This window comes from Paenibacillus arenilitoris (assembly GCF_014705655.1).
Classification (GTDB): Bacteria; Bacillota; Bacilli; order Paenibacillales; family Paenibacillaceae; genus Pristimantibacillus; species Pristimantibacillus arenilitoris.
Genome location: NZ_JACXIY010000062.1, coordinates 1 through 23,640, shown reverse-complemented (window position 1 = coordinate 23,640; position 23,640 = coordinate 1). Strand labels below are relative to the sequence as shown.

Annotated in this window: 24 protein-coding genes; 21 read left to right on the top strand and 3 right to left on the bottom strand. The window is 59.0% G+C overall.

From position 1 onward, the window contains the following. Positions 1–157: 157 nt before the first annotated feature. From pth to IDH41_RS30230, 12 genes are all read left to right on the top strand, one after another. The gene (gene pth, locus IDH41_RS30285; protein ID WP_190867932.1) at positions 158–718 is read left to right on the top strand and encodes an aminoacyl-tRNA hydrolase; all 561 of its coding nucleotides are present in this window, start codon (positions 158–160) and stop codon (positions 716–718) included. 63 nt (positions 719–781) lie between these two features. Next, positions 782–1,012, top strand: coding sequence for an anti-sigma-F factor Fin family protein (locus IDH41_RS30280; RefSeq protein WP_190867930.1), 231 nt, complete (start codon positions 782–784; stop codon positions 1,010–1,012). A 112-nt stretch (positions 1,013–1,124) separates the two neighbouring features. Then, a complete protein-coding gene (gene mfd / locus IDH41_RS30275; RefSeq protein WP_223830197.1) occupies positions 1,125–4,652 on the top strand; it encodes a transcription-repair coupling factor in 3,528 nt (1,175 codons plus the stop codon). Between the two features lie 71 nt (positions 4,653–4,723). Next, positions 4,724–5,815 (top strand): peptidylprolyl isomerase, encoded by a 1,092-nt coding sequence (locus IDH41_RS30270; protein WP_190867927.1) that lies wholly within the window; start codon positions 4,724–4,726, stop codon positions 5,813–5,815. Between the two features lie 276 nt (positions 5,816–6,091). Further along, the gene (urtA, locus tag IDH41_RS30265) at positions 6,092–7,360 is read left to right on the top strand and encodes an urea ABC transporter substrate-binding protein (protein WP_190867925.1); all 1,269 of its coding nucleotides are present in this window, start codon (positions 6,092–6,094) and stop codon (positions 7,358–7,360) included. Between the two features lie 114 nt (positions 7,361–7,474). Beyond that, positions 7,475–8,380 carry an urea ABC transporter permease subunit UrtB gene (urtB, locus tag IDH41_RS30260; RefSeq protein WP_190867923.1) on the top strand — a complete coding sequence of 302 codons (906 nt, stop codon included), beginning with the start codon at positions 7,475–7,477 and terminating at the stop codon, positions 8,378–8,380. A 42-nt stretch (positions 8,381–8,422) separates the two neighbouring features. Beyond that, positions 8,423–9,505 carry an urea ABC transporter permease subunit UrtC gene (gene urtC / locus IDH41_RS30255; protein WP_190867921.1) on the top strand — a complete coding sequence of 361 codons (1,083 nt, stop codon included), beginning with the start codon at positions 8,423–8,425 and terminating at the stop codon, positions 9,503–9,505. Beyond that, the gene (urtD, locus tag IDH41_RS30250; RefSeq protein ID WP_190867919.1) at positions 9,477–10,253 is read left to right on the top strand and encodes an urea ABC transporter ATP-binding protein UrtD; all 777 of its coding nucleotides are present in this window, start codon (positions 9,477–9,479) and stop codon (positions 10,251–10,253) included. Before urtC ends, urtD begins: the two co-directional genes overlap by 29 nt. Continuing rightward, positions 10,231–10,926, top strand: coding sequence for an urea ABC transporter ATP-binding subunit UrtE (urtE, locus tag IDH41_RS30245; RefSeq protein ID WP_190867916.1), 696 nt, complete (start codon positions 10,231–10,233; stop codon positions 10,924–10,926). The genes urtD and urtE overlap by 23 nt, the downstream gene beginning before the upstream one ends. 72 nt (positions 10,927–10,998) lie before the next feature. Beyond that, positions 10,999–11,352: a hypothetical protein gene (locus IDH41_RS30240; protein WP_190867914.1), complete on the top strand. Its 354-nt coding sequence runs from the start codon at positions 10,999–11,001 to the stop codon at positions 11,350–11,352. 66 nt (positions 11,353–11,418) lie between these two features. Then, positions 11,419–11,838, top strand: a complete 420-nt coding sequence (locus IDH41_RS30235) for a DUF3502 domain-containing protein (protein ID WP_223830200.1) — start codon at positions 11,419–11,421, stop codon at positions 11,836–11,838. 25 nt (positions 11,839–11,863) lie between these two features. Next, positions 11,864–14,179 (top strand): glycoside hydrolase family 3 N-terminal domain-containing protein, encoded by a 2,316-nt coding sequence (locus tag IDH41_RS30230; protein ID WP_190867911.1) that lies wholly within the window; start codon positions 11,864–11,866, stop codon positions 14,177–14,179. Between the two features lie 116 nt (positions 14,180–14,295). Here IDH41_RS30230 and IDH41_RS30225 read toward each other — a convergent pair whose 3' ends face one another. Further along, complete coding sequence (locus tag IDH41_RS30225) at positions 14,296–14,922, bottom strand: TetR/AcrR family transcriptional regulator C-terminal domain-containing protein (protein WP_223830199.1); 627 nt, start codon at positions 14,920–14,922, stop codon at positions 14,296–14,298. A 153-nt stretch (positions 14,923–15,075) separates the two neighbouring features. Here IDH41_RS30225 and IDH41_RS30220 point away from each other — a divergent pair, with 153 nt between their 5' ends. Then, on the top strand, positions 15,076–15,507 hold the full coding sequence (locus IDH41_RS30220) for an SgcJ/EcaC family oxidoreductase (protein WP_223830196.1): 432 nt from the start codon (positions 15,076–15,078) through the stop codon (positions 15,505–15,507). A gap of 92 nt (positions 15,508–15,599) precedes the next feature. Here the strand turns inward: IDH41_RS30220 and IDH41_RS30215 are convergent, their stop codons facing one another. Together IDH41_RS30215 and IDH41_RS30210 are read right to left on the bottom strand one after the other, a co-directional pair. Next, the gene (locus tag IDH41_RS30215) at positions 15,600–15,917 is read right to left on the bottom strand and encodes a thioredoxin family protein (protein WP_190867905.1); all 318 of its coding nucleotides are present in this window, start codon (positions 15,915–15,917) and stop codon (positions 15,600–15,602) included. An 84-nt stretch (positions 15,918–16,001) separates the two neighbouring features. Beyond that, positions 16,002–16,295, bottom strand: coding sequence for a MerR family transcriptional regulator (locus tag IDH41_RS30210; RefSeq protein ID WP_317890848.1), 294 nt, complete (start codon positions 16,293–16,295; stop codon positions 16,002–16,004). A 244-nt stretch (positions 16,296–16,539) separates the two neighbouring features. On the opposite strand from IDH41_RS30210, the gene IDH41_RS30205 reads away from it, so the two are divergent. From IDH41_RS30205 to IDH41_RS30170, 8 genes are all read left to right on the top strand, one after another. Beyond that, complete coding sequence (locus IDH41_RS30205; protein ID WP_190867904.1) at positions 16,540–17,058, top strand: DinB family protein; 519 nt, start codon at positions 16,540–16,542, stop codon at positions 17,056–17,058. A gap of 133 nt (positions 17,059–17,191) precedes the next feature. After that, positions 17,192–18,064 (top strand): SPFH domain-containing protein, encoded by an 873-nt coding sequence (locus IDH41_RS30200; RefSeq protein WP_190867903.1) that lies wholly within the window; start codon positions 17,192–17,194, stop codon positions 18,062–18,064. Between the two features lie 11 nt (positions 18,065–18,075). Continuing rightward, positions 18,076–18,249 carry a toxin-antitoxin system HicB family antitoxin gene (locus tag IDH41_RS30195; RefSeq protein ID WP_190867902.1) on the top strand — a complete coding sequence of 58 codons (174 nt, stop codon included), beginning with the start codon at positions 18,076–18,078 and terminating at the stop codon, positions 18,247–18,249. 290 nt (positions 18,250–18,539) lie between these two features. After that, positions 18,540–19,175, top strand: coding sequence for an energy-coupling factor ABC transporter permease (locus tag IDH41_RS30190; protein ID WP_190867901.1), 636 nt, complete (start codon positions 18,540–18,542; stop codon positions 19,173–19,175). Further along, positions 19,172–19,540, top strand: coding sequence for a PDGLE domain-containing protein (locus tag IDH41_RS30185; protein WP_190867900.1), 369 nt, complete (start codon positions 19,172–19,174; stop codon positions 19,538–19,540). The genes IDH41_RS30190 and IDH41_RS30185 overlap by 4 nt, the downstream gene beginning before the upstream one ends. After that, the gene (gene cbiQ / locus IDH41_RS30180) at positions 19,488–21,110 is read left to right on the top strand and encodes a cobalt ECF transporter T component CbiQ (RefSeq protein WP_190867899.1); all 1,623 of its coding nucleotides are present in this window, start codon (positions 19,488–19,490) and stop codon (positions 21,108–21,110) included. The genes IDH41_RS30185 and cbiQ overlap by 53 nt, the downstream gene beginning before the upstream one ends. Before the next feature lie 187 nt (positions 21,111–21,297). Next, entirely contained in the window at positions 21,298–21,840 is a 543-nt protein-coding gene (gene spoVT, locus IDH41_RS30175; protein WP_190867898.1) for a stage V sporulation protein T, read from the top strand. A gap of 220 nt (positions 21,841–22,060) precedes the next feature. Next, positions 22,061–23,640: oligosaccharide flippase family protein (locus tag IDH41_RS30170; protein ID WP_190867897.1), on the top strand; the 1,580-nt coding region annotated here is incomplete at its 3' end.

Below are 23,640 nucleotides of genomic sequence, written 5' to 3'. Positions count from 1 at the left end.
GATAATCATGGAGGAGCCGGATGCGACGACCCGCACGTCCGGATCTGTGAGAGGCCTATGCGCTTGCGCATAGGCCTACTCGATCTGCATCGAGGCGGGACGTTTACGCCCGGGGAAGATTATGATACATTTGTCCGTAAAGGAGTGGAACGAAGCAATGAGATGGATTGCAGGACTGGGCAACCCCGGAACCGCCTATCAGGGAACGCGGCATAACGTCGGGTTCATGGTAATCGACGAGCTTGCGCGGCGGTGGGGCATCAACGTGACGCAAAGCAAATGCAAGGCGCTGATCGGAGAGGGCAACGTGCAGGGCACGAAGGTCGTCCTGATCAAGCCGATGACTTATATGAATTTGTCGGGGGAGTCGGTCAGAGCTTTTCTCGATTATTTCAAGGCGAACCTTGAGGATGGCGTCGTCGTCTACGACGACCTTGACACCGAGATCGGCAAGCTGCGGCTCCGCTACCAAGGCAGCGCCGGCGGCCATAACGGCATCAAGTCGCTTATTTCGCATCTCGGCACGCAGACGTTCGACCGGGTCCGGATGGGGATCTCGCGGCCTCAACCGGGGATGAACATCGCGGATTACGTGCTGTCCGCGTTCCCGAAGAGCCAGCACGAGCAATTGGCGTCCATGATCGACGCGGCTTGCGACGCGATCGAATACCGGCTGAAGGCGCCGTTCGAGGAGACGATGGCAAAGTTCAACCGATAATCTGTTAGATTGCGATATTACGGGCATACTGAAGGGTATAACGACTCTTCGGGAGGCATACATATGGCTGTAAATTACATTTGTCGGCATTGCAAAACGTCAATCGGGTCCCTCAGCGGGTCGAACCTGTCCGAGCAGCAGCTCGGCTTCCATTTCTTGACCCCTGAAGAACGCAGCGATATAATAGCGTATGACCAAAACGGCGACGTAACGGTGAAGGTGGTTTGCGATTATTGCCGCGAGGCGATGGACGCGAATCCCGAGCTGCACCTGGTGGCTAATCCGCTACAATGACGGAAAGTTCATATTGCGAGCCTTAGCGGACGGCTGAGGCTTCTTTTCAATGTACCGGGAGCTTCCCAAGCGAAAGCTCCCACTTGCGTATAGAAACGGGGTGCACTTTACGTTGAAAGCGTTAATTAAAGCGTTTGCCGCGGACGCGGACGTCCAGTCCGTCTTGTCCGGCATTCACAAGGGCATGCGCGAGCAGATGATATCCGGGCTGGCCGGATCCTCCAGGCAGGTGCTGATCGCCGCGCTTCGGGAGAACGCCGAGCGTCCGATGCTCGTCGTGACGCATAACATGTTCTCCGCGCAGAAGATCGCGGAGGACTTGCAGGAATGTCTCTCTACGGAGGACGTATTATTATATCCCGCGAACGAGCTGGTAGCTGCGGAAGCGGCGATCTCGAGCCCCGAGACGCTGGCGCAGCGAATGGACGTGCTGATCAAGCTGTCCAAAGGCTATCGCGGGATTGTTGTCGTTCCGTTCTCGGGCGTGCGTCGCTTCCTGCCGATCGGCAGCGTCATGGCGGAAGCGCAAATCGCCGTTAACGTGGGCGATTCGCTGCCGATCGACGCTTTTCTGCGCCAAATGACGGCGCTCGGTTATACGCGGGCGGACCGCGTGGAGCTGCGGGGGGAAATGAGCGTGCGGGGCGGCATCGTCGACTTCTATCCGCTGACGGCGTCGCAGGCGTACCGGATCGAATGGTTCGGCGACGACGTCGACTCGATTCGCGCCTTCGACCCGGCCGATCAGCGCTCGTCCGACCGCTTCGACTCCTTCATCGTGCCTCCGTGCCAGGAGATGCTGGCGGACGGGGAGCGGATGGAGAGGGCGGCGAACCATGGGCAGCAGCTGCTGGAGAAGCAGCTGGACAAGATGACGGACCGCACCGCGAAGGAGAGGCTGCGCGGCGAGATCGGCGGGGAGCTGGAGAAGCTCCGCGAGCATGTTTATTTTCCGGAAATCTATAAATATATTTCGCTATTATACCCGGAGCGGCAGACGATTATCGATTACATGCCGTCCGATACTCTGTTGATACTAGACGAGCCGACGCGTTTGATAGAAACGGCCAGGCAGTTGGAACGGGACGAAGCGGAATGGGCGCTGCACCTGCTGCAGAACGGCAAGTCGCTGCCGGGCCTCGCGCTCGCGCGCGATACGGATGAAATTTTGCACCACCGTCCGTTCCCGACGCTGTTCCTGTCTCTGTTCCTACGGCAAATTCCGCATTCGCAGCCGCAGAATATCCTGAACATGACGAGCCGCTCGATGCAAAACTTCCATGGCCAGATGAACGTGCTGAAGGCCGAGATGGAGCGTTGGCGCAAGATGGGCGCCACGGTCATGATGCTGGCCGGCAACGCGGAGCGGATGGATCGGATGCGCCGCGTGCTGGACGACTACAGCATCGAAGTGCCGATGCTGATCGAAGGCAACCTGCAATCCGGCTTCGAGCTGCCTTCCTCGCATCTCGTCGTCATTACGGAAGGCGAGATGTTCACGCAGAAGCAGCGGAAGGCGCGAAACGTCGGCAAAAAGATCGAAAACGCCGAGCGCATCAAGAGCTATACGGAGCTGAAGGTCGGCGACTACGTCGTGCACCAAAACCACGGCATCGGCAAGTACGTAGGCATCGGCACGCTGGAGATCGGCGGCATTCATAAGGATTATTTGCATATCCTGTACGCCGGCGGCGACAAGCTGTCCGTTCCGATCGAGCAGGTCGACATGATCCAGAAGTACGTCGGGTCGGAGGAGCGGGAGCCGAAGATCAACAAGCTCGGCGGCAGCGAATGGACAAGGGCGAAGAGCAAGGCGAGAGCATCCGTCCAGGATATCGCCGACGACCTGATCAAGCTGTACGCCGAGCGTCAGGCGGCGCCGGGCTATGCGTTCGGCAAGGACACGTCCTATCAGAACGAATTCGAGGCGATGTTCCCGTACGACGAGACGCGCGACCAGCTGAGGGCGATCGAAGAGATCAAGAAGGACATGGAGCAGAATCGCCCGATGGACCGGCTCCTGTGCGGCGACGTCGGCTATGGCAAAACCGAAGTGGCCGTCCGCGCGGCCTTCAAGGCGGCGATGGACAGCAAGCAGGTGGCGGTGCTCGTGCCGACGACGATATTGGCGCAGCAGCACTACGAGACGTTCCGCGAACGGTTCGCGGGTTATCCGATCAACGTGCAGGTGCTGAGCCGCTTCCGTTCGCGCAAGGAACAGAACGAGACGATGAAAGGCCTGAAGAACGGTACGGTCGACGTCGTGATCGGGACGCACCGCCTGCTGTCGCAGGACATTATTTTCAAGTCGCTTGGCCTGCTCATTGTGGACGAGGAGCAGCGGTTCGGCGTGTCGCACAAGGAGAAGCTGAAGAAGCTGAAGACGAACGTGGACGTGCTCACGCTGACAGCGACGCCGATTCCGCGCACGCTGCATATGTCGATGCTCGGCGTTCGCGACCTGTCGGTCATCGAGACGCCGCCGGAGAACCGGTTCCCGGTGCAAACCTACGTCGTCGAATACAGCCCGTCGCTCGTGCGCGAGGCGATCGAGAGAGAGCTTGCCCGCGGCGGTCAAGTCTATTACTTATATAATCGCGTGCAGGGCATCTATCAAATGGCGGAGCAAATCAACGCGCTGGTGCCCGATGCTAGAGTGGCCGTCGGCCACGGGCAAATGACCGAGCAGGAGCTCGAGAAGACCATTCTCGACTTCCTCGACGGCGAATCCGACGTGCTGGTCAGCACAAGCATCATCGAGACGGGCGTCGATATTCCGAACGTCAATACGCTGATCGTGCACGACGCCGACAAAATGGGCCTCTCCCAGCTCTATCAGCTTCGCGGGCGCGTAGGCCGCTCCAACCGGATCGCTTACGCTTACTTCACGTATCAGCGCGACAAAGTATTGACGGAGGTGGCCGAGAAGCGGCTGCAGTCGATCAAGGAGTTCACGGAGCTGGGCTCCGGCTTCAAAATCGCGATGCGCGACTTGTCCATCCGCGGAGCGGGCAACCTGCTTGGCGCGGAGCAGCACGGCTTTATCGCTTCGGTCGGCTTCGACATGTATTCGCAGATGCTGGCCGACGAGATCGCGAAGAGGAAGGCGGAGATGAGCGGCGAAGAGGTGAAGGAGGAGAAGGCGGTCAGCACCGTCATCGACCTGAGCATCGACGCGTACTTGCCTTCCGATTACATTTACGACAGCATTCAGAAGATCGAAATTTACAAAAAAGTGGCCGCCATTCGCGCGTTCGAAGAAAACGACGACGTGATCGACGAGCTCGTGGACCGGTTCGGCGATTTGCCGCAGGCGGTCAGCAACCTGCTTGCCGTCGCGAGGCTGAAAGTATACGGCGCCATGTACGGCATCGAGCAGATTAGCGGCAAGGGCGACGACGTCACCCTGCGGTTCGCGGCAGGGGAGAAGCGCCGGATCAACCGGAAGAAGGTCGACCAGCTGTGCCTGAAGCTGGAGAACCGGTTCAAGCAGGGCAGCGACCAGGAGCCGAACCCGAGCGTGCTGCTGCGCGGCAAGGGGCTGAATATGGAACAGAAGGTTCATATGCTGGAGCAGTTTCTGCAGGCGTACAAGGATGCGCTTCCGGTCCAGAACGAGCTGCAGAACGCGACCTCCTAGGGCTTATTCGCTTTGGGCGTCCCTTTTCTGCTACAATACAATCAAGTTCATCATTTGAAAGGGGATTCAACATGTTACACGGAACACGCAAATCGGCATGGCGCAAGGGCGCGCTGCTTATCGTGGCAGTGCTGGTCGTCATGACGATGGCGGCATGCGGCGCGAAAGCGACGGAAATCGCCACCTATAAGGGCGGCAACGTGACGGACAAGGAGTTTGACAAGTACTTGGCCGTGTTCAATATTTTGCAGCCGGGCTACGAACAAATTCTCGAAATTCCGCAGTTCAAGGAGCAGGTGCTTCAGCAGTATATTTCCTACAAAATCATTGGCAGCCAGGCTTCCGAGGAAACGAAGAAGAAAGCCGAAGAGGCCGTTAAGGAGCAGATGAAGCAGTACAAGGATACGCTGAAGACCAATTCGGAACTGAAAGCGGCCGTCGACGCCAAAAAGGTGAAGGACAAGGACATGGAGTCGTACATGCTGATGACGTCGACGGTTGTCGAGCATATGAATGCCAAGGTGACCGAAGAAGACATGAAGAAAGAATTCGACGAGAATCGGGCGGACTATGCGACGGTTACGCTGCGTCATATTCTGGTGGCGACGACGGAGACGGATCCGACGACCCAGGAGCAGAAGGAGCTTCGCAAGCCGGAAGAAGCTCTTGCGCGCGCGAAGGAAGCGAAGGCGAAGCTTGAGGCCGGCGGCGACTGGAACGAGCTGGCCAAGGAATATTCCGACGATCCGGGCTCCAAGGAGAAGGGCGGCCAGTATGCCGACCAGAAAGCCGGTTCCTGGGTAGAGGCGTTCAAGGAAGCGGCCTACAAGCAAGAAATCGGCGCGATCGGCGATCCGGTCGAGACCGAATACGGCTACCATGTCATTCAAGTCGAGAAACGCGATTCCCCTGAATTCGACAAATTGTCCGAAGACGACAAGGAAGCGGTGAAGAGCGCGGCCGCCTATGTGTACATGGACAAGTTCATGACGGACGAGCTGCCGAAGCAGGAAATCGAGATCAAGCTTCCGAAGACGGAAGAGGAGACGCCGGCAAGCGACGCTCCGGCATCAAGCGATGCGCCGGCGACGAGCGACGCTCCTGCGGGCGAAGAATCGACCGCAACGGATACGCCTGCGACCGAAGAGCCGGCGGCGGAATAAGCGGATAAACAAGACCCTTTAACCACAACAAGTGGCTGAAGGGTCTTTTTTTATACTTTTGCGTCATATTAACGTAATATTATATTACACAAAAACGGAAATATGATCGGTTTATAGGAAGTTCTGATCATTTTTTGGGACATTCGATATTTTGGTGTTAACTATATTGACATAAAAGAAACCGTCGCTCTATAATATAGTCGCGAACGATGGGAGATGATTCCATGAGATCGTTCGGATACTAGAGAAAAAACAAAGGGACTGGGGAGTGGAGAGATGAGAAAACGGTTGTTTTATCAATTTTCCTTGTTATTGGTTGCGGTAGGTCTGGTGCTCGCGGGATGCGGAAACGACGAGCCGGCGTCGACGAACGAAGCGACGAACGCACCGGCCGATTCGGCAAATACGGGGGCACCTGCGGAGGAGGGAATTAAAGTAGGGATCCTTCATTCGCAGAGCGGAACGATGGCGATCAGCGAAGTATCGGTTATCGACGCGGAGCTTATGGCGATCGAAGAAATCAACGCGGCGGGAGGCGTGCTTGGCAAACCGATCGTCCCCGTGCTGGAGGACGGCGCATCCGACTGGCCGACGTTCGCGGAGAAGGCGCGCAAGCTTATTTCCGAGGATAAGGTCGCGACCGTGTTCGGCGGCTGGACGTCCGCGAGCCGGAAGGCGATGAAGCCGGTATTCGAGGAGCTGAACGGGCTGCTCTGGTATCCGGTCCAGTACGAAGGGCTGGAAGCATCCCCGAATATTTTCTACACCGGGGCGACGACGAACCAGCAAATCGTGCCGTCCGTGACGTGGCTGCTTGAGAACCGGGGCAAGAAGTTCTATTTGCTCGGCTCGGATTACGTATTCCCGCGCACGGCGAACCTGATCATCAAAGAGCAGCTGAAGGCCGAGGGCGGCGAGCTGGTCGGCGAAGAGTACACGCCGCTCGGCCACACGGACTACAGCACGATCATCAGCAAGATCAAGGAAGCGAAGCCGGATATCGTCTACAACACGCTGAACGGCGACAGCAACGTCGCGTTCTTCAAGCAGCTGAAGGATGCGGGCATTACGGCCGCGGACATGACGACGCTGTCGGTATCGGTGGCCGAGGAAGAGATCCGCGGCATCGGCGTCGACGTGCTGGAAGGCCATCTGGCGGCTTGGAACTACTACCAAACGACGGATACGCCGACGAATAAGACGTTCGTTGACAACTACAAAAAGAAATACGGCGACGACCGCGTGACGGCCGATCCGATCGAAGCGGGCTATACGGCCGTCTATCTGTGGGCCGCGGCGGTCGAGAAAGCGGGTTCTACGGACGTGGAGAAGGTAAAGGAAGCGGCGAAGGAGCTGGAGTGGGAAGCTCCGGAGGGCAAAGTGAAGATCGACGGCGAGACGCAGCATCTGTACAAAACGGTGCGGATCGGCGAAGTGCAGGCCGACGGCCAATTCAAGGAGCTGTGGAATTCGGGCGAAGCGGTAAAGCCCGATCCGTACTTGAAGGGCTACGATTGGGCGGCAAGCATTCAGCCGACCGAATAAATCGGGCATTGGCGGGCCGCGAATTCCGGCAGTATCGAAAGGTCGAAAGGGAGTATTCGGCAGCGCCAGATGCTCCCTCCGCGTTCATAACGGCTTGCGAGGGGAGCGACTCACATGGATGTCTATTTACTGCAGCTGTTCAACGGGCTCAGCATCAGCTCGATCCTGCTGCTCGTCGCTTTGGGGCTGGCGATCACGTTCGGCCTGATGAAGGTTATCAATATGGCCCATGGCGAGCTGATCATGATCGGTGCGTATTCCACCTACTTGACGCAAAATTTGTTTAACGATTATTTGCCGGCGCAGCTGTTCGATTGGTACTTCGCCCTTGCGATTCCGGTCAGCTTCGGGATCGCCTTCGTCTTCGGACTCGTCATGGAAATGTCGCTCATTCGTTTCTTATACGGACGGCCGCTCGACAGCCTGCTCGCGACGTGGGGCGTCGGCCTTGTGCTGCAGCAGGCGGCGCGGTCGATCTTCGGGGCGCCGAACGTGGCCGTCAAAAGTCCGGCCTGGCTGGACGGAGGGCTGCGCATCATGGACGGCACCCTTCTGCCCTACAAGAGGCTGTTCATCATCGCGCTCGTCGTCGTCTGCTTGCTGGCCATGTATCTATATATTTACCGCAGTCACGAAGGCAGGCGGATGCGTGCGGTCATGCAAAACCGCGACATGGCCGCTTGCCTCGGCGTATCGACGCGCCGCGTGGACGCGATGACGTTCGCCATCGGCTCGGGCATCGCCGGCATCGCGGGCTGCGCGCTTACGCTGATGGGGCCGATCGGTCCTTCGCTCGGCACCTATTATATCGTGGACGCGTTCATGGTCGTCGTGCTCGGCGGCGTCGGCAAGCTCGCAGGCACCGTGCTTGGCGCGACGGGGATCGGCATGTTCAATACGCTGTTTGAATATTGGACCAACGCGTCGCTCGGCAAGGTGCTCGTGTTCGTCTGCATCGTCGCCTTCCTGCAATGGAAGCCGATGGGGCTCGTCGCGATGCGGACGCGATCTTTGGACTAGGCCGATCAAGGCTCATCACCTAACGGAAGAGGTGGCATACGCATGCAGCTTAAGAAGTTGGCGCCTCGGCGGCTATGGATTCTTGCCGGCTACGCGGCGGCCGCGGCGGCGTTGTTCTCCGCGCCGCTCTTCGTCGGCGATTTTCGCCTGAATTTGCTGGCGAAGTTTCTCGCATTCGCGATCGTCGCGCTGGGGCTTGATCTGATCTGGGGCTACACGGGCATTCTCAGTCTCGGGCACGGCATTTTCTTCGGACTCGGCGCCTATGCGATGGCGATGTACCTGAAGCTTGAGGCAAGCGGCGGCAAGCCGCCGGATTTCATGGGCTGGAGCGGACTGAAGGAGCTTCCGCTCTTCTGGCGGCCATTCGAAAGCTTCGGGTTCGCGGTTGCGGCCGGGATCGCGATTCCGGCCGTTCTGGCGCTCGTTCTGGGCTATTTTACGTTCCGCAACCGGATCCGCGGCGTATATTTTACGATTTTGACGCAGGCTCTCGTCATTATTACGACGACGCTGCTGATCGGCCAACAGGCGTACACGGGCGGCACGAACGGCATTACCGGGTATTCCGCGCTGCTAGGCTTCTCCCTCGGCTCTCCGGACACGAAGCGGGCGCTGTACTGGATTACGGCTGCGGCGCTTATTAGCATCTTCGTCTTGTGCCGCTTTCTGACCGGAAGCCGCTTCGGCAAAGTGCTGCGGGCGATTCGGGACGGCGAGAACCGCGTCCGGTTCATCGGCTACGACCCGGCGATCTATCAGATGGTCGCCTTCACGATTTCGGCGGCCATAGCCGGAATTGCCGGTATGTTGTTCGTCCTGCATGTCGGCATTATTTCCCCGTCGATGCTCGGCATCGTGCCGTCGATCGAGATGGTGCTGTGGGTCGCGATCGGCGGACGCGGCACGTTAATCGGCGCGGCGCTTGGCGCCATTCTGATGAACTGGGCGAAGAGCGAATTCAGCACCGCCTACCCCGAAGGCTGGACGCTGTTCATGGGGCTGCTGTTCGTGCTCGTCGTCGTGTTTATGCCAAAGGGCGTCGCCGGTCTGGCCGGGCAGTTGAATTGGCGCAAAAAAAGGAGGGAACCGCGGCATGAAGGAGTCCGCAATCCTGCAGTGTGACGACGTTACGGTCGAATTCGACGGGTTCAAGGCGGTGCGGGGGATGAGTCTGCAGCTGCTGAAGGGGGAGCTCCGATTTCTGATCGGCCCGAACGGGGCGGGAAAAACGACGATGCTCGACGTCATCTGCGGCAAAGTACGACCTTCGTCCGGCAAGGTCACATTCGGCGGCAAGGTCGACATTACGCGCAAGAAGGAGCATCAGATCGCCGAGCTCGGCATCGGGCGCAAGTTTCAGGCGCCCTCGATTTTCCCGTCCATGACGGTGGAGGAAAATCTCGAAATCGCGATGCGCCAGAAGCGCGGCGTGTTCGCGACCCTATTCGCGAAGACGCGAGGCGAGGACCGCGACCGGATCGGCGGCCAGCTGCAAATGATCGGCTTGCCGGACAAGGCGAGCTGGCGCGCCGGGGGCTTGTCGCACGGCGAGAAGCAGTGGCTCGAGATCGGCATGCTGCTGCTGCAGGAGCCGGAGGTGCTGCTGCTCGACGAGCCCGTGGCGGGCATGACGGACAAGGAGACGGATAAGACGGGCGAGCTGCTGCGCGAAATCGCGCGCCAGCGTTCGGTCGTTGTCGTCGAGCACGACATGGCGTTCGTCCGCAGCTTCGCGAGCAAAGTGACCGTGATGCATGAAGGCAGGCTGCTGAAGGAAGGGTCGATGGACGAGGTGCAGGCGGACGACCGGGTGGCCGAAGTGTATTTGGGGAAAAGGCGGGATGCCGATGTTAGCCGTTCAACAGCTTGAATCGGGCTATGGGGAAAGCGTTATATTGCGGAACGTGACGCTAAAGGTGAAGCCCGGGCAGGCGGTATGCCTGCTCGGCCGCAACGGCGTCGGCAAGACGACGCTCATGAAGAGCGTCATGGGCCTGCTGAAGGCGCGCGGCGGAACGGTGTCCTACAAAGGGGCCGACTTGACGAAGAAGGCTCCCGGCGAGCGGGCGAAGAATGGCATCGGCTACGTGCCGCAGGGAAGGGAAATATTCGCCCAGCTGTCCGTATACGAAAATTTGCTGCTCGGGCTCGAAGCGGCCAAGGGGAAGGCGCGTGCCGTGCCGGAGGAGGCGATCGCGAAATTTCCCGCGCTTCGGTCGATGTACGGAAGGCGCGGCGGCGACCTGAGCGGCGGCCAGCAGCAGCAACTCGCGTTCGTGAGGGCGCTTGCCGCGAAGCCGGACCTGCTGCTGCTCGACGAGCCGTGCGAAGGGATTCAGCCTTCGATCGTGGACGACATCCGGGGCGTCATCCGTTCGATCAAGTCGGAGAGCGAGACGGCGATTCTGCTCGTGGAGCAGAGCCTCGACTTCGCGAAGAGCGTCGGCGACTATTTCTACGTGCTGGAGAAGGGCGCCGTCGCGTGGGAAGGCGATTTGGAATCGCTGGATGACGAGGTCATCCGCAAGTATTTGACGGTATAGGGGTCCCGCTCATCATTGATGGGAGAAGCTAGCGGCCAATCAAGCACCGCGCGCAGAGGCGCAGGCGTTTGGTTGGCCGCTTGGTTTAGCTTTGGGCGCTCTCAACGTGACTTATTCTTTGATCGAGCCGATCAGGAAGGAGAAGTCTCTTCCTGGATAGAAAGCGAAGAATTCAAACGGGATGCGGCGTTCTTCCGCGAGGCCTATCAGAAGGGGCTGATCAACGCGGACGTGTTGACAGCCCCGACGGAAGTGGTAAATAATGAAGAGCAACTGGGACGGTTTCTGTTCCGCGAGGGCGATGGCGTCAACGACCAATTGCCCAAAAAAGTTCCCGGCGCAATGCTGGAAGGCTACTTCTTGAACGAATCGATTAAATTCAGATCGTACGGCGTCCGCAACTCCAACGGCGTAAGCGCGACGTAGCCTCATCCCGAAGCGGCCATTCAGTTTTTGAACTGGGTATACAGCAGCCAGGAGAATTTCGATTTGATGCTGTACGGGGTTGAAGGCGTTCATTGGAAGGACGTCGGCGAAGGGCTGAGAGAGGATCTGATGCTGGACGATAACGGCGCCCCGGCTTATCAGGTGAGGTCATGGATGCTCGGTCATGTGGAAATGAATCGCTGGCCGGCCGACACGCATCCGACGATATTGAAATATCGCGCAAACCAAAGCCAGGACGCGGTTAACAGCATTACGCTCGGCTTTAACTTCGACGCGTCGAAAGTAAGCGTGGAATATACGAATACGCTGGCTGAATTCAATACGAGCATTTTGCCCATCAAGCTGGGGCTGCTGGGTTATGAGACGTCCTTCCCCGCCGCGCTGGAGAAGATGAAAGCCGCTGGACTAGACAAAGTCGTGGCCGAATTCGATCGTCAATTCAAGGAGTGGCTCGGAACGAAATAAATAAGGATGGCAAAGGTGGAGAGGAATGATGCTTTACAAAGATCGAACGGCGCCCGTCGAGCAGCGCGTGGAAGACCTGCTCGGCAGAATGACGTTGAAGGAAAAGGTTGGCCAGCTTAATCAGCGCATGTACGGGTGGGACGCGCACCGCAAGACGACGGGCGGCTTCGAGCTGACGGACGCCTTCCGCGAGGAAGTGGCGTTCGGCGACGGAATGGGCGCGCTTTACGGCCTGTTCCGGGCCGATCCGTGGTCGAAGATGACGTTCGAGAACGGTATAACGGCTGCGGACAGCGCACGGGTCGCCAATCAGGTTCAGAAATACGTCATCGAGAATACGCGGCTTGGCATTCCGGTCTTGTTGTCCGAGGAATGTCCGCACGGCCATCAGGCGCTGGACGGAACGTTAACGCCGACGAATATCGGGATCGGCTCCACCTGGAACCCCGAGCTTGCGGAAGAAGTATATGCGCAGGTTGCGGCGGAGCTCCGGTCGAGAGGCGCGCATCTTGGACTCGTCTCGACGCTGGATCTGGCGCGGGATCCCCGCTGGGGAAGAACCGAGGAATGCTTCGGCGAAGATCCTTACCTTGCGGAACGGTTCACGACGGCGGCGGTCCGCGGCTTGCAGGGCGAGGCGGGTCCGGGAACGCTTGGGACGGATAAGGTCGGGGCCGTTCTTAAGCACCTATGCGGACAAGGAGCGGGCGAGGGCGGCCTTAACGCTTATCCTGCCTTGATCGGCGAGAGGGAGATGCGGGAAATCCATCTCCCCGCCATGAAAGCCGGGACGGAGGCCGGGGCGCTTGGCTGCATGGCCGCGTACAACGAGATCGACGGCATTCCTTGCCATGCCAATGACAAGCTTCTGACCGGCATTCTGCGGGAGGAGTGGGGCTTCGAAGGCATCGTGATGGCCGACGGAACGGCGGTTGACCGGCTGCTTACGCTGACGGGGGACCATGAATCGGCGGCTTCGCTCGCGTTGACTGCCGGCGTGGATCTCAGCCTGTGGGATAAGGCGTTCGGAACGCTCGAACAAGCCGTCCTGCAAGGGAAGGTCGATGAGGCTTACGTTGATCGCGCCGTCAGACGGATTCTGCATCTGAAGTTCAAGCTGGGCTTGTTCGAGAATCCCTATACGGATACGGAAGCGGCCGGCAAGGCGATCGGCAGCGACAAGACGAAGGATCTTATCCTGCAGCAGGCGAGAGAGTGCGTCGTGCTGCTCAAAAACGAACAAGGAATATTGCCTCTTCGCGGCGATGCGGGGAAGCGGATTGCCGTTATCGGTCCGAACGCGGACGCGATCTACAACCAGCTGGGCGACTATACGTCGAATCAGCGCGAAGGAGCGGGCACCACGGTTCTGCAAGGCATCCGCGAGGCGGCGGGCCTCTCCGAGGTCGCTTATGCCAAAGGCTGCAGCGTCCGCGGCGATTCCAGGGAGGGCTTCGCGGAAGCGGTTGAAATCGCCAAGCAGTCGGATGTGGCGGTTCTCGTCATGGGCGGCAGCAGCGCGCGGCATTTCGATATTCAATTCGACATCAACGGAGCGGCGATCGTTGCCGACGGCAAGCCCGACGAGATGGATTGCGGCGAGGGCGTCGATCTCTCGGATTTGAGACTCGGCGGCGTTCAGCCGGAGCTGATCCGCGAAATAGCCGCAACCGGAACGCCGATCGTCCTCGTGCTGATTCAAGGGCGGCCGCATACGATATCGGATACGATCGATCTTTGTCAGGCTGCGCTTACGGCCTGGTACCCGGGACCCGAGGGCGGACGGGCGATCGGGGAAATTTTGTTCGGCACGGTCAATCCGAGCGGCAAGCTTGCCGTCACCATTCCGACTTCGTCGATGACTCTTCCGGTTTATTACAACAAGAAGGAGCTCGGCTACGTGCGGAAATACGCGGACAGCGGGGCGATCAGCTTGTATCCGTTCGGCTATGGGCTAAGCTATACGACATTCGAATATTCGAACCTTCGCGTTTCTTCGCCTGAGGTCGCGATCGAAGAGCTGGAAGCGGGCGGGCACTTCGAGGTTGCGGTGGATTTGAAGAATACCGGAGAAGCGGTAGGCGCGGAAGTCGCGCAATTGTATATTAAAGACATGGAGGCAAGCGTTACGCCCCGCGTCAAGGAGCTGAAAGGCTTCCGCAAGGTATGGCTTGAACCCGGCGAGCGGCGCGAAATCGTATTTCGGCTGACCTGGGAAGAGCTATCCCTATGGAATAGGGACATGAAGCGAGTCGTGGAGCCCGGTCGGGTGAAGCTGATGGCGGGCGGCGACTCCAATGCCGATTGCGAAGCGATGGTTCGGTTGCTGGAGCGCGGCTAGCCGCCTAATGGTTAATCAGCCTGGCAGCGGGCCGCATCAGCCGATTACGGCCCCCCTCCCTATGGAGGGGGGTTATTTTCGTAGATATGGGTTGGCGGGACTTCTTTTTTCCGCTTCTAGTCGTCGTATTTTGCGATTATTCCCCTAAACCCTTCGATCAAGGCATTCAGGCCGAACCGAAATTCCGTATCCATGTCGGGGATCGCAATGTCGAACGGAAGCTCCGCTTCCTTCACCGACAGAGGCTCGCGGTCGTCCCCGGCAAGCTGCCGGAACCGATATTCCTCCAGCACAAAGGCGATGACGTAATTGTTGAACATCCATGACGCCGAGAATACGTCTTTGTCCCGGAACCCTGCCGATTTGAAAATTCCGCTTATATTTTTCATCAATTCGAGGCGATGAGGGGTAACCGGAGGCGTTTCCGCCAAAATGACGGCCGAATCGCGGTACTTGAGCAGCGTTTGCCGCAATTGGTCGGATAGCAGGACGAATGCCTCTTCCCAGGCGGCCCGATCGTTCGCCGGCTTGATCTCCTTGCATATGCGATCCGCAATCAGGCTCAGCAGTTCATTTTTGTTCTTGATATGCCAATAGAGGGATGCCCCCTTAATGTCCAGCCGTGCCGCGAGCTTCCGCATCGTCAGCTGCGCGAGCCCCTCTTCTTGGAGAAGCGTTAAAGCGGCCTGCACAATAACGGAAAGGTCGATCGGTTTCTTTTGGGATTCGTGCGATGTCTTCATCAAAAAAATGCCCTCCTTTCCTTGACAAGTATAGCACGCCCGGTGTAATCTAACAACGTTAGTTTCCTAACATCGTTAGATTGAGAGCGATATCTAACGGCGTTAGTTTGAATATGCCGCTATATCAATTCATAAATGGAGGAGTGCAAGATGATGGATGATCAACAAGAAGCGAAGGCGATTAAGGAATTGTTTCAACGGATGGATGCCGCTTGGGGGAAGCATGAGGAGATGAGCGTCTACCGCTCATGCTTTACGGAGGACGCGGATTACGTCACGTTCCAAGGGCAGCGATTAAAGGGACGGCAAGAAATTGCGGACGTCCACGAGAAGCTGTTTAAAGGCATATTGAAGGATTCGCGAATGACGACGGCCGAACAGGAGTTGAAGCTTTTGACGCCGGAGGTGGCCATTGTGCACCGAGTCGGCGCCATCCGGATGCGCTGGCAGAAGAAAACGCCGAAGAGCCGGTTGTCGATCAATACGAACGTCGTCGTGAAGCGGGACGGGGAATGGAAGGTCGCCGCATTTCAGAATGGGCGAATCACGGGGCCGGGCATTATGGAGAAATTATTCGGCAACTAACTTCATCGCGGTTCGGGCGGATTGCCGGTACGGAAGAAGCATAGATGAATAGGGGAGCGTCGCATGCCGCTCCCCTATTTGACCATTCCGGCCTATAAATATCGCTCCAGCACCGTCCGGTACTGCGCTTTCGGTCGCAATCCGACCAGCTTATCCATCGGAACGCCGTCCTTGTACACGACGACAGTGGGCGTGCCGAGCACGCCGGCCTCCGCGGCCGCATCCGGCAAATCGTCGCAATTGACCTTCACGAAGCGGGCTTTGCCGTTCATCTCCCCGTCCAGCTCCTCCAATACACCGAGCAGCGTCTTGCAGGGCGGGCACCACGGCGTGCCGTATTCGACGAGGACGACGCCTTCGTTCGTGAACGATTGCAGCATGGTGCCGCTCTCCGCCGTCATCAATGCCATTTCACTCACCTCCCGATCGTTCGAAAGTTTCCTTCTCCCTTAACAGGGCGTTCATGCGGTCGGTCAAGTTCGCCTTGATCTGGTTCAGCTCCAAAATCCGTCTGTCGATTCGGCGAGCTTTTGCCGGTAGACCGGCATGACCTCCGCGCAGAACGCCTCCTTGTTTTGCAGCACGCACGTAAGGAAGCCGGCAATCTGCTCCGTCGTTAGACCAAGCTGCAAGTACAGCTTGATCGTCTCGACCGTCTCGACCGCGAGCGGCGTAAATTCGCGGTAGCCGTTCGGCTGCCGCTGCGGCGTTATTAAGCCCTGTTTCTCGTAATGGCGCAGCGAGCGGATGCTGACGCCCGTCAAGCGCGATAGCTCACCGATTTTCATAAGAAGCCCCCGAGGTATGAGAATGGTTCGTATTCAGTATAAACCGTGACATCAGTGTCAGGGTCAAGCGATTTTTTATAGGGTTCATGGACGATTGCTGCGAGTAGAGGTATGATTGAAGCAATACGGTTTGGGAGGCGTTCATGATGTCGAACAAAGTTTATATGGGCCATAATCGCGAGGGGATTAGCGCATAATTGCCCTTAACCTGCGTATTCCCCCGAACGAAATGAGGGGAAGCCGATTGAAGGCGTATTTGGAGCAGCAGTACGATTACCATGTTTGGGCGAACGAGAAAGTGTTTGATCGTTTGAAGGAGCTTCCTGAGGAGGTCTATACCCGGGAAGTGCAGAGCGTGTTCTCCACGATCCATAAGGCGATGGAGCATATTTACGTCATCGACAGCGGCTGGCTCGATCTTATGGCGAGCGGCGGGGTTTCCGAGATGACGCCTGCATACATCGAGCGGCTTCAGGCTTCGGTCAAGCGGCTGACGGACGCGACGGCGGGCAAGAACGCCGCGCAAATGCAAGAGCTGTTCCGGGAACTGGCGGAGCGGTTCAGGCCATGCTTGGACGGACTGCATAACCTTGAAGGGTTGTGCGCTTACGGCGCGTTCGAAGCTCGCTACGCGGACCTGATTCAGCATGTCGTGAATCACGGCACGTATCATCGCGGCAACATTGCGGCCATGCTGCGGCAGATGGGCCATAGCGGCACGCAAACCGATTATTCTTTGTATTTATATACGATGAAGCGATAAAGCATAAGCAGCCCGGCGCGATCGATTCGCGCCGGGCTGCTTTTTTCTTCGGCCGCCTATTGCTTATATTTGTAAAAAGTGATATCATTTTTATATCAAAACAATATTAACTTAACAGAAGGGGCGTGATTGCATGAATGAGAAGAAAGCATGGTACGTCAGCGGTTATCTGGCGCTGCTCGTTGCGATTGCGGCGACGGTCGGAGGGATTTACCTGATCATTGCGGAGGCCTCCCGTGAAGCGTCGTCTTCGCTGCTCATTGTCCTCGGCGTCGCATTGGTGTTGTTTGCGATGATCTGTATGTCCTCCCTCATGATCGTGCAGCCGAACGAAGCGAAGGTGGTCACCTTCTTCGGCACCTATATGGGGACGGTGGTCGAGAGCGGGCTATGGATGGTGCTGCCGCTGACGAGCAAATCGAAGATTTCGCTCAAGGTTCGCAACTTCAACAGCCAGACGTTGAAGGTGAACGACGCGGAGGGCAATCCGGTCGAGATCGGAGCCGTCGTCGTCTTCAAAGTGACGGACACGGCCAAAGCCTCCTTCGATGTCGACCATTACGAGCGGTTCGTGGAAATCCAAAGCGAGACGGCCATCCGTCATATCGCGGCGCAATACCCGTACGATTCGTTCTCGGATAACGATGCGCTGTCGCTTCGCGGCAATGCCGACGAGGTGGCCTCCGAGCTTATGAAGGAGCTTCAGAGCAGGCTCGGCGTAGCCGGCGTGAAGGTGCTGGAGACGCGGCTTACCCATCTGGCGTACGCGCCGGAGATCGCCAGCGCGATGCTTCAGCGGCAGCAGGCGATCGCGATCGTATCGGCGCGCACGAAGGTCGTCGAAGGCGCGGTCGGCATGGTGGAGATGGCGCTGCGGCAGCTGGCGGAGAACGGGATTACGCTGGACGACGAGAGACGCGCGGCGATGGTGAACAATTTGATGGTGGCGATCGTATCCGACCGGGCGGCGACGCCGGTCATTAATGCGGGAACGCTGTACGGATAAGGCTGAATGATATGGCGAAGGAGAAAAAGGCGTTTCCGCTTCGTTTGGATCCCGATATCCATCGCGCGCTCGAACTGTGGGCCGCGGACGAATTCCGCAGCGTCAACGGGCATATTGAATTTTTGCTCCGGGAAGCTTTAGGCAAGGCCGGCAGGCTGAAGCCGCCATCAACCGAAGAGAGATAATCGCATAACGGATATGGCTGACGGCTCCGGAAGGTGAATCGAACCTTCCCGGGCCGTCATTTTTTTGGCTCGTGAAAGCAGCATCATCAGAATCGGATTTACGACTTTATCGCCAATATTTCCAGTTAATTCTAGCATCTTCCTCCTTATTCGACAGCACTCATGGCAGCTTATCTTCCCTCTATCCTCTTCCTCATTCTTTTCTTGACGGAATTCATGCGGTATCTCATAATGTAGGAAAATAGAGGAAGTTAAATAACATAACATAAAATGTTAGGAGTTGGTCCGTCATGCATATCCCCGATGGTTTTTTGGATGCGAAAGCATGGATCGCGACGTCCGCCGCCGGAGCCGCTGCCGTGGCTTACAGCCTGAGGAAGACGAAGCTTGCGCTCGATTCGAAGCAGGTGCCGATGGTGGCGCTGATCGGATCGTTCGTCTTTGCCGCGCAGATGCTTAATTTCCCGATTGCGGGAGCGACATCCGGCCATTTTCTCGGCGGAACGCTGACGTCGATCTTGTTCGGCCCGTGGATCGGGTCGATCGTAATGGCCGCGGTCCTCATTATTCAAGCGCTCGTCTTCCAGGACGGGGGCATTACGGTGCTGGGCGCCAATATATTGTGCACGGGATTTATCGGCTGCTTTGTCGGCTACGGCATCTATAAAGCAGGCGTCAAGCTGCTCGCCGGACGGGGACGCGCCGCCGTAACCTTCGTCGCGGCCTGGCTCTCGATCGTCGCCGCGTCCGCCGGCGTCGCGCTGCTGCTTGCCTGGTCCGGCACGTTCGAGCTGGGCACCGCGCTGAAGGCGATGACGGGCTGGCATATGCTGATCGGGCTCGGCGAGGGCCTCATTACCGCTTTGGTGACGGGTTATTTGCTCGAGAGAAACGTGCCGCTGGCGAAGGAGGCGACGGCGCGATGAACGAGGTTCGCCTAACCGCCCGCAAGGGAAGATGGATTGTGCTGTGCGTCATTACGCTTATCGCGGCCGGCTTGCTGTCGCCATGGGCGTCCTCGCATCCGGACGGACTCGAACGGGTGGCGGAGGATTACGAGTTTCTGCACCGGGCGGAGGCTGTGCACGAATGGGCGCCGATTCCGGATTACGAAGTGGGCGGCATCCCGTGGACCGCGCTTCGAATCGGTCTTGCGGGCGTGATCGGAGCGGCCGTCATGCTAGCCGTGCTATGGGGCGTCCTGCGGGCTTTAACCGGAAAGGGGAGGGAGCGCGCGGGTGGGACCGATCATGGACATGGAGCGGGCGCGTCGTCCGGAGCGGCGGATTGAGCACGCGACCGGGCAGGCGGCGAAGCGGCGCCTGTACATCGTGCTGGGCCTGCTTATCGCGGCCGTATCGATGAAGCATCTTGCCGTTCTTGGGGGAGCGGCGGGGTGCTTGCTGTTTTTTCTGTTATGGAGAGGCGTCGCGCTGCGCGCGGTGATCCGGAGGATGCTGCTCATCGTACCCTTTGGCCTCGGCGCGATCGTGTTCATTCCGTTTCAAACGGAAGGGGAGCCATTGATACGCGCGTTTGGCTTCGCGGCAACGACGGAGGGCGTACGGCATGCCGGGGAAATTTTGCTGAAGATCGTGAACGCCAACTTGCTTATTACATATTTAATCGCCTCGACGCCCATGTTCATGCTGATCAGGAGCTTGCGCGCGGTAGGCATGCCGCCGATCCTGATCGAAATCGTCAGCCTCATGCTAAGATACGTTTATTTGCTCGCGGACGAGGCCCAAAGCATGATGAAGGCGCAGCGTTCGAGAGGACTGAGGCTGAACGGAATTCATGGCAGGAAAGCTTACAAGAGATTGGGGGAGCTGCTCGGCGTGCTCTTCCTGCGGGCGTACGGTCGAAGCGAGCGCATCTACCGTTCCGTTACGGCCAGAGGCGGGTTTGACGGAGTGCCGGCGAACGGGGGATCCGGCGGGCATGCAAGCAAGAAGGGAGTTCGGGGAATGCTGGATAAGGATGAGCGGGGCGCGTCCGTCGAAGTGCGGCATGCGGCCTACCGGTACGGCAGCACCGTCGCCTTGCGCGACGTCAGCTTCCGTATCGGGCATGGCGAGAAGGTCGTATTAATGGGACCGAACGGAGCGGGAAAGTCGACGCTCATCGCGCTGCTTAACGGAATAGAGAAGCCTGAACGGGGCGAGGTGTACGTCTGCGGGGAGCCCATGAACGATAGGGACGCCAAGCGGCTGAGAAGCCGGATCGGCGTCGTCTATCAGGATCCGGACGATCAAATCTTCTCCGCGACGGTGGCCGAGGACGTCGCTTTCGGTCCGCGGAACCTTGGCCTTACGGAAGAGGAAGCGTCTCTGCGCGTCGATCGGGCGCTGGGCGCCGTCCATATGCTGGAGCATCGCGGCCGTTCGCCGTTCGAGCTCAGCTACGGGCAGAAACGAAGAGTGGCGATCGCAGGCGTGCTTGCCATGGAGCCGGACATCCTGATCTTGGACGAACCGATGGCCTTTCTGGATCCGAAGAGCCGCGACGAGCTGCAGGCTTTGCTCGAATCGCTGCATCAGACCGGTCTGACGATCATCGTCGCGACGCATGACGTCGATTTTGCCGCGGAATGGGCGGATCGGGTGCTGCTGCTCAAGGACGGGGAGCTGCTGGCGTCGGGTACCGCGGACTTGCTGTTCGACGACCGGCTGCTGGAGCAGGCGGACCTTCATCTGCCTAGGCTTGCCCGGCCGTTCCGTCTGCTGGACGGGGCCGCCGGCCTTACGCCGAGAACGGTGCGCGAGGCGGCGCAGCAGATCTGGAAGCTCATGAGGAAGGCTTCCGCCCCCCGGCAGCCGGGCGAGCCGCCGGAGCAGACGGGCATGCGCGAGCGGAGGTAGTTTTGCCCAATAGATCGCAATGCTGGGCGGTTTGGCGGTTGTCAAGGTCCGTGCATAAGAAATTGGGAGCGGATGAATACTATGGTCAGATTCAAAATCTCTTGAAGGATCTTTCCTCTTCGTTATAAAACAAGCTGCAAGTATCCAGTCGATTCAAAATCCTCTAGGAAAGCGGGGCAACAAGAAAATGAAAGCAACTGGAATTGTACGTCGCATCGATGATCTCGGGCGTGTGGTGATTCCGAAGGAGATCCGCCGTACTCTGCGTATTCGCGAGGGGGACCCTCTAGAAATATTTGTGGATCGCGATGGCGAAGTCATTTTGAAGAAGTATTCTCCTATCGGCGAGCTTGGCGATTTCGCGAAGGAATATGCCGAATCGTTGTTCGAAAGCACGAATCACATTACGTTGATTACGGATCGGGATACCATTATCGCGGTGGCCGGCGCCTCCAAGAAGGAGCTGCTCGACAAGGCGGTGGGCTCCGTTCTGGAAAACTGCATGGAGAACCGTAAGACGATGTCCGAGATGAACGGCGGCTCATTCGAGCTTGTGAAAGATTCAAGCGAAACATACAGCTCGTTCGTGGCGGCTCCGATCATTGCCGGCGGCGATCCGATCGGCACGGTGGTCATGGTGAGCAAGGACGAGTCGGTCAAAATGTCGCAAATGGAAACGAAGATGGCCGAAACGGCCGCCGGCTTCCTGGCGAAGCAAATGGAGCAGTAACACATAGAAGACGCGATCCTCGCCGGGCGAGACGGTCGTTCGAAGACAAGGCTTCCTTAACCAAGGGCACACTTTGGGGAGGAAGCCTTTTTTCAGGTTTTTAACCCGCTCGATCCATGTTTTTGGCCGTTCACGTGAAGGTCGAGAAGTGACAGCCAATCCTTATCGAAGTTATAATGGAAGCCAACGAATCGATGGACTGGCGGGAGCGACGGTGAACATGAAGGACAAGCGAAATGCCGTACGGTATGGGGAAGCGGCGCAGCAAAAGGAGAAGGATGAGGCGGGCGCGGCCGAAGAAACGACGCTTGCGGAAGCAAGGATCGCCGATGCGCGTCCCCGTCTCCGGCGGGGGACGCGCCGGCTTTGGACAAGCGGCGTCGCGGTCATGGCCGGGGCGGCGCTGCTCTCCAAGTTCATCGGGGTGTTTCAAAAAATTCCGCTGCAAAATTTGGCAGGGGACCGCGTATTCGGCATTTATAACGCCGTCTACCCGTTCTACCAACTGGCCGCGGTGCTGGCGACGGCCGGCTTGCCGACGGCGGTATCGCTGCTTATCGCCGAACGGCTTCGGAACGGAAACGATCCCGAGGCCGTCCGGCGCACGCTGTATGCGGCAATGCTGCTGCTCGGGCTTACCGGGATTACGGCCTTCGGCTTGATGTGGGCCGGCGCGGGGCATGTCGCTCGCTGGATCGGGGATGCGGAGACGGCGCGCGCCGTTCGCGCCGTATCGGTCGCGCTGCTGCTAGCGCCGCTGGTCGCGGCGCTGCGCGGGTATGCGCAGGGGCTCGGCAGAATGCCGCTCTCCGCGGGCTCGCAAGTGGCCGAGCAGACGATCCGCGTGGCGGTCATGCTGCTTGCCCTCGCCGCCGGCTGGTCGGCCGGCTGGTCGGATGCGGAAATCGCCGCCGGCGTCATGAGCGGCTCGGCGGCCGGCGCATGCGCGTCGCTGCTCGTGCTTGCGGGCTATTCCTGGTGCGGGCGCAGCCGGAAACGGCTTGCCCGCGAGCCGGGAGCGATTCGGGCGGAGATGAAGCGGCTTGCGGCCATCGCGCTTCCCGTCGCGCTGGGCGCGGTCGTCGTGCCGGCGCTCGGCGTGGTGGATGCTTTTACGGTGCCGCGGCTGCTGAAGAGCGGGGGACTGGCCGAGGCGGAAGCGATGGCGATGTTCGGCATCTACAGCCGGGCGCAGCCGCTCGTTCAGCTGGTCGTCATGGTCGCGGGAGCCGCCGCCGCAGCGCTCGTCCCCGGCCTTGCGCTTGCGCGCCTGCGCGGGGCATACGGCCAGCTTCGGCTGCAGCTGTCGATATCGGAGCGGGCCGCATGGGGAATCGGCGCGGCGGCGGCGGTCGGCCTCGCGCTGCTCGCGGAGCCGCTGAACGTGATGCTGTATGCCGACGCGGCCGGCACGGCCGCCTTCGCCTTGGTCGGCTGCACCGCCTTGGCCGGCAGCGTCAACGCGGTTACCGCGCCTGCGCTCCAGGCGATGGGCGCCGTTCGCGCGCCCGCCGTGCTGCTGCTCGTCGCCGCGCTTCTGAAGGGAGCGCTTAACGTCGCGCTCGTGCCCTCGTACGGCGTCGACGGCGCCGCTCTGGCGGGCGTCGCTGCGCTAAGCGCCGTGGCGTTGTTCGGCGCGGGCATGCTGCGCCGCGCCGTCAGGAAGGCGAGCGGCGGCGCAGGGAGCGAGCGGGCCGTGCGTCCGCGGCCCGTCCGGGCGGCCGCGGGCATCGTCTTCGCGCTCGCGGTCATGGCCGCGGCGCTCCTTGTCGCCGAGCGAGCGCTTGACGCCGCGCTCGG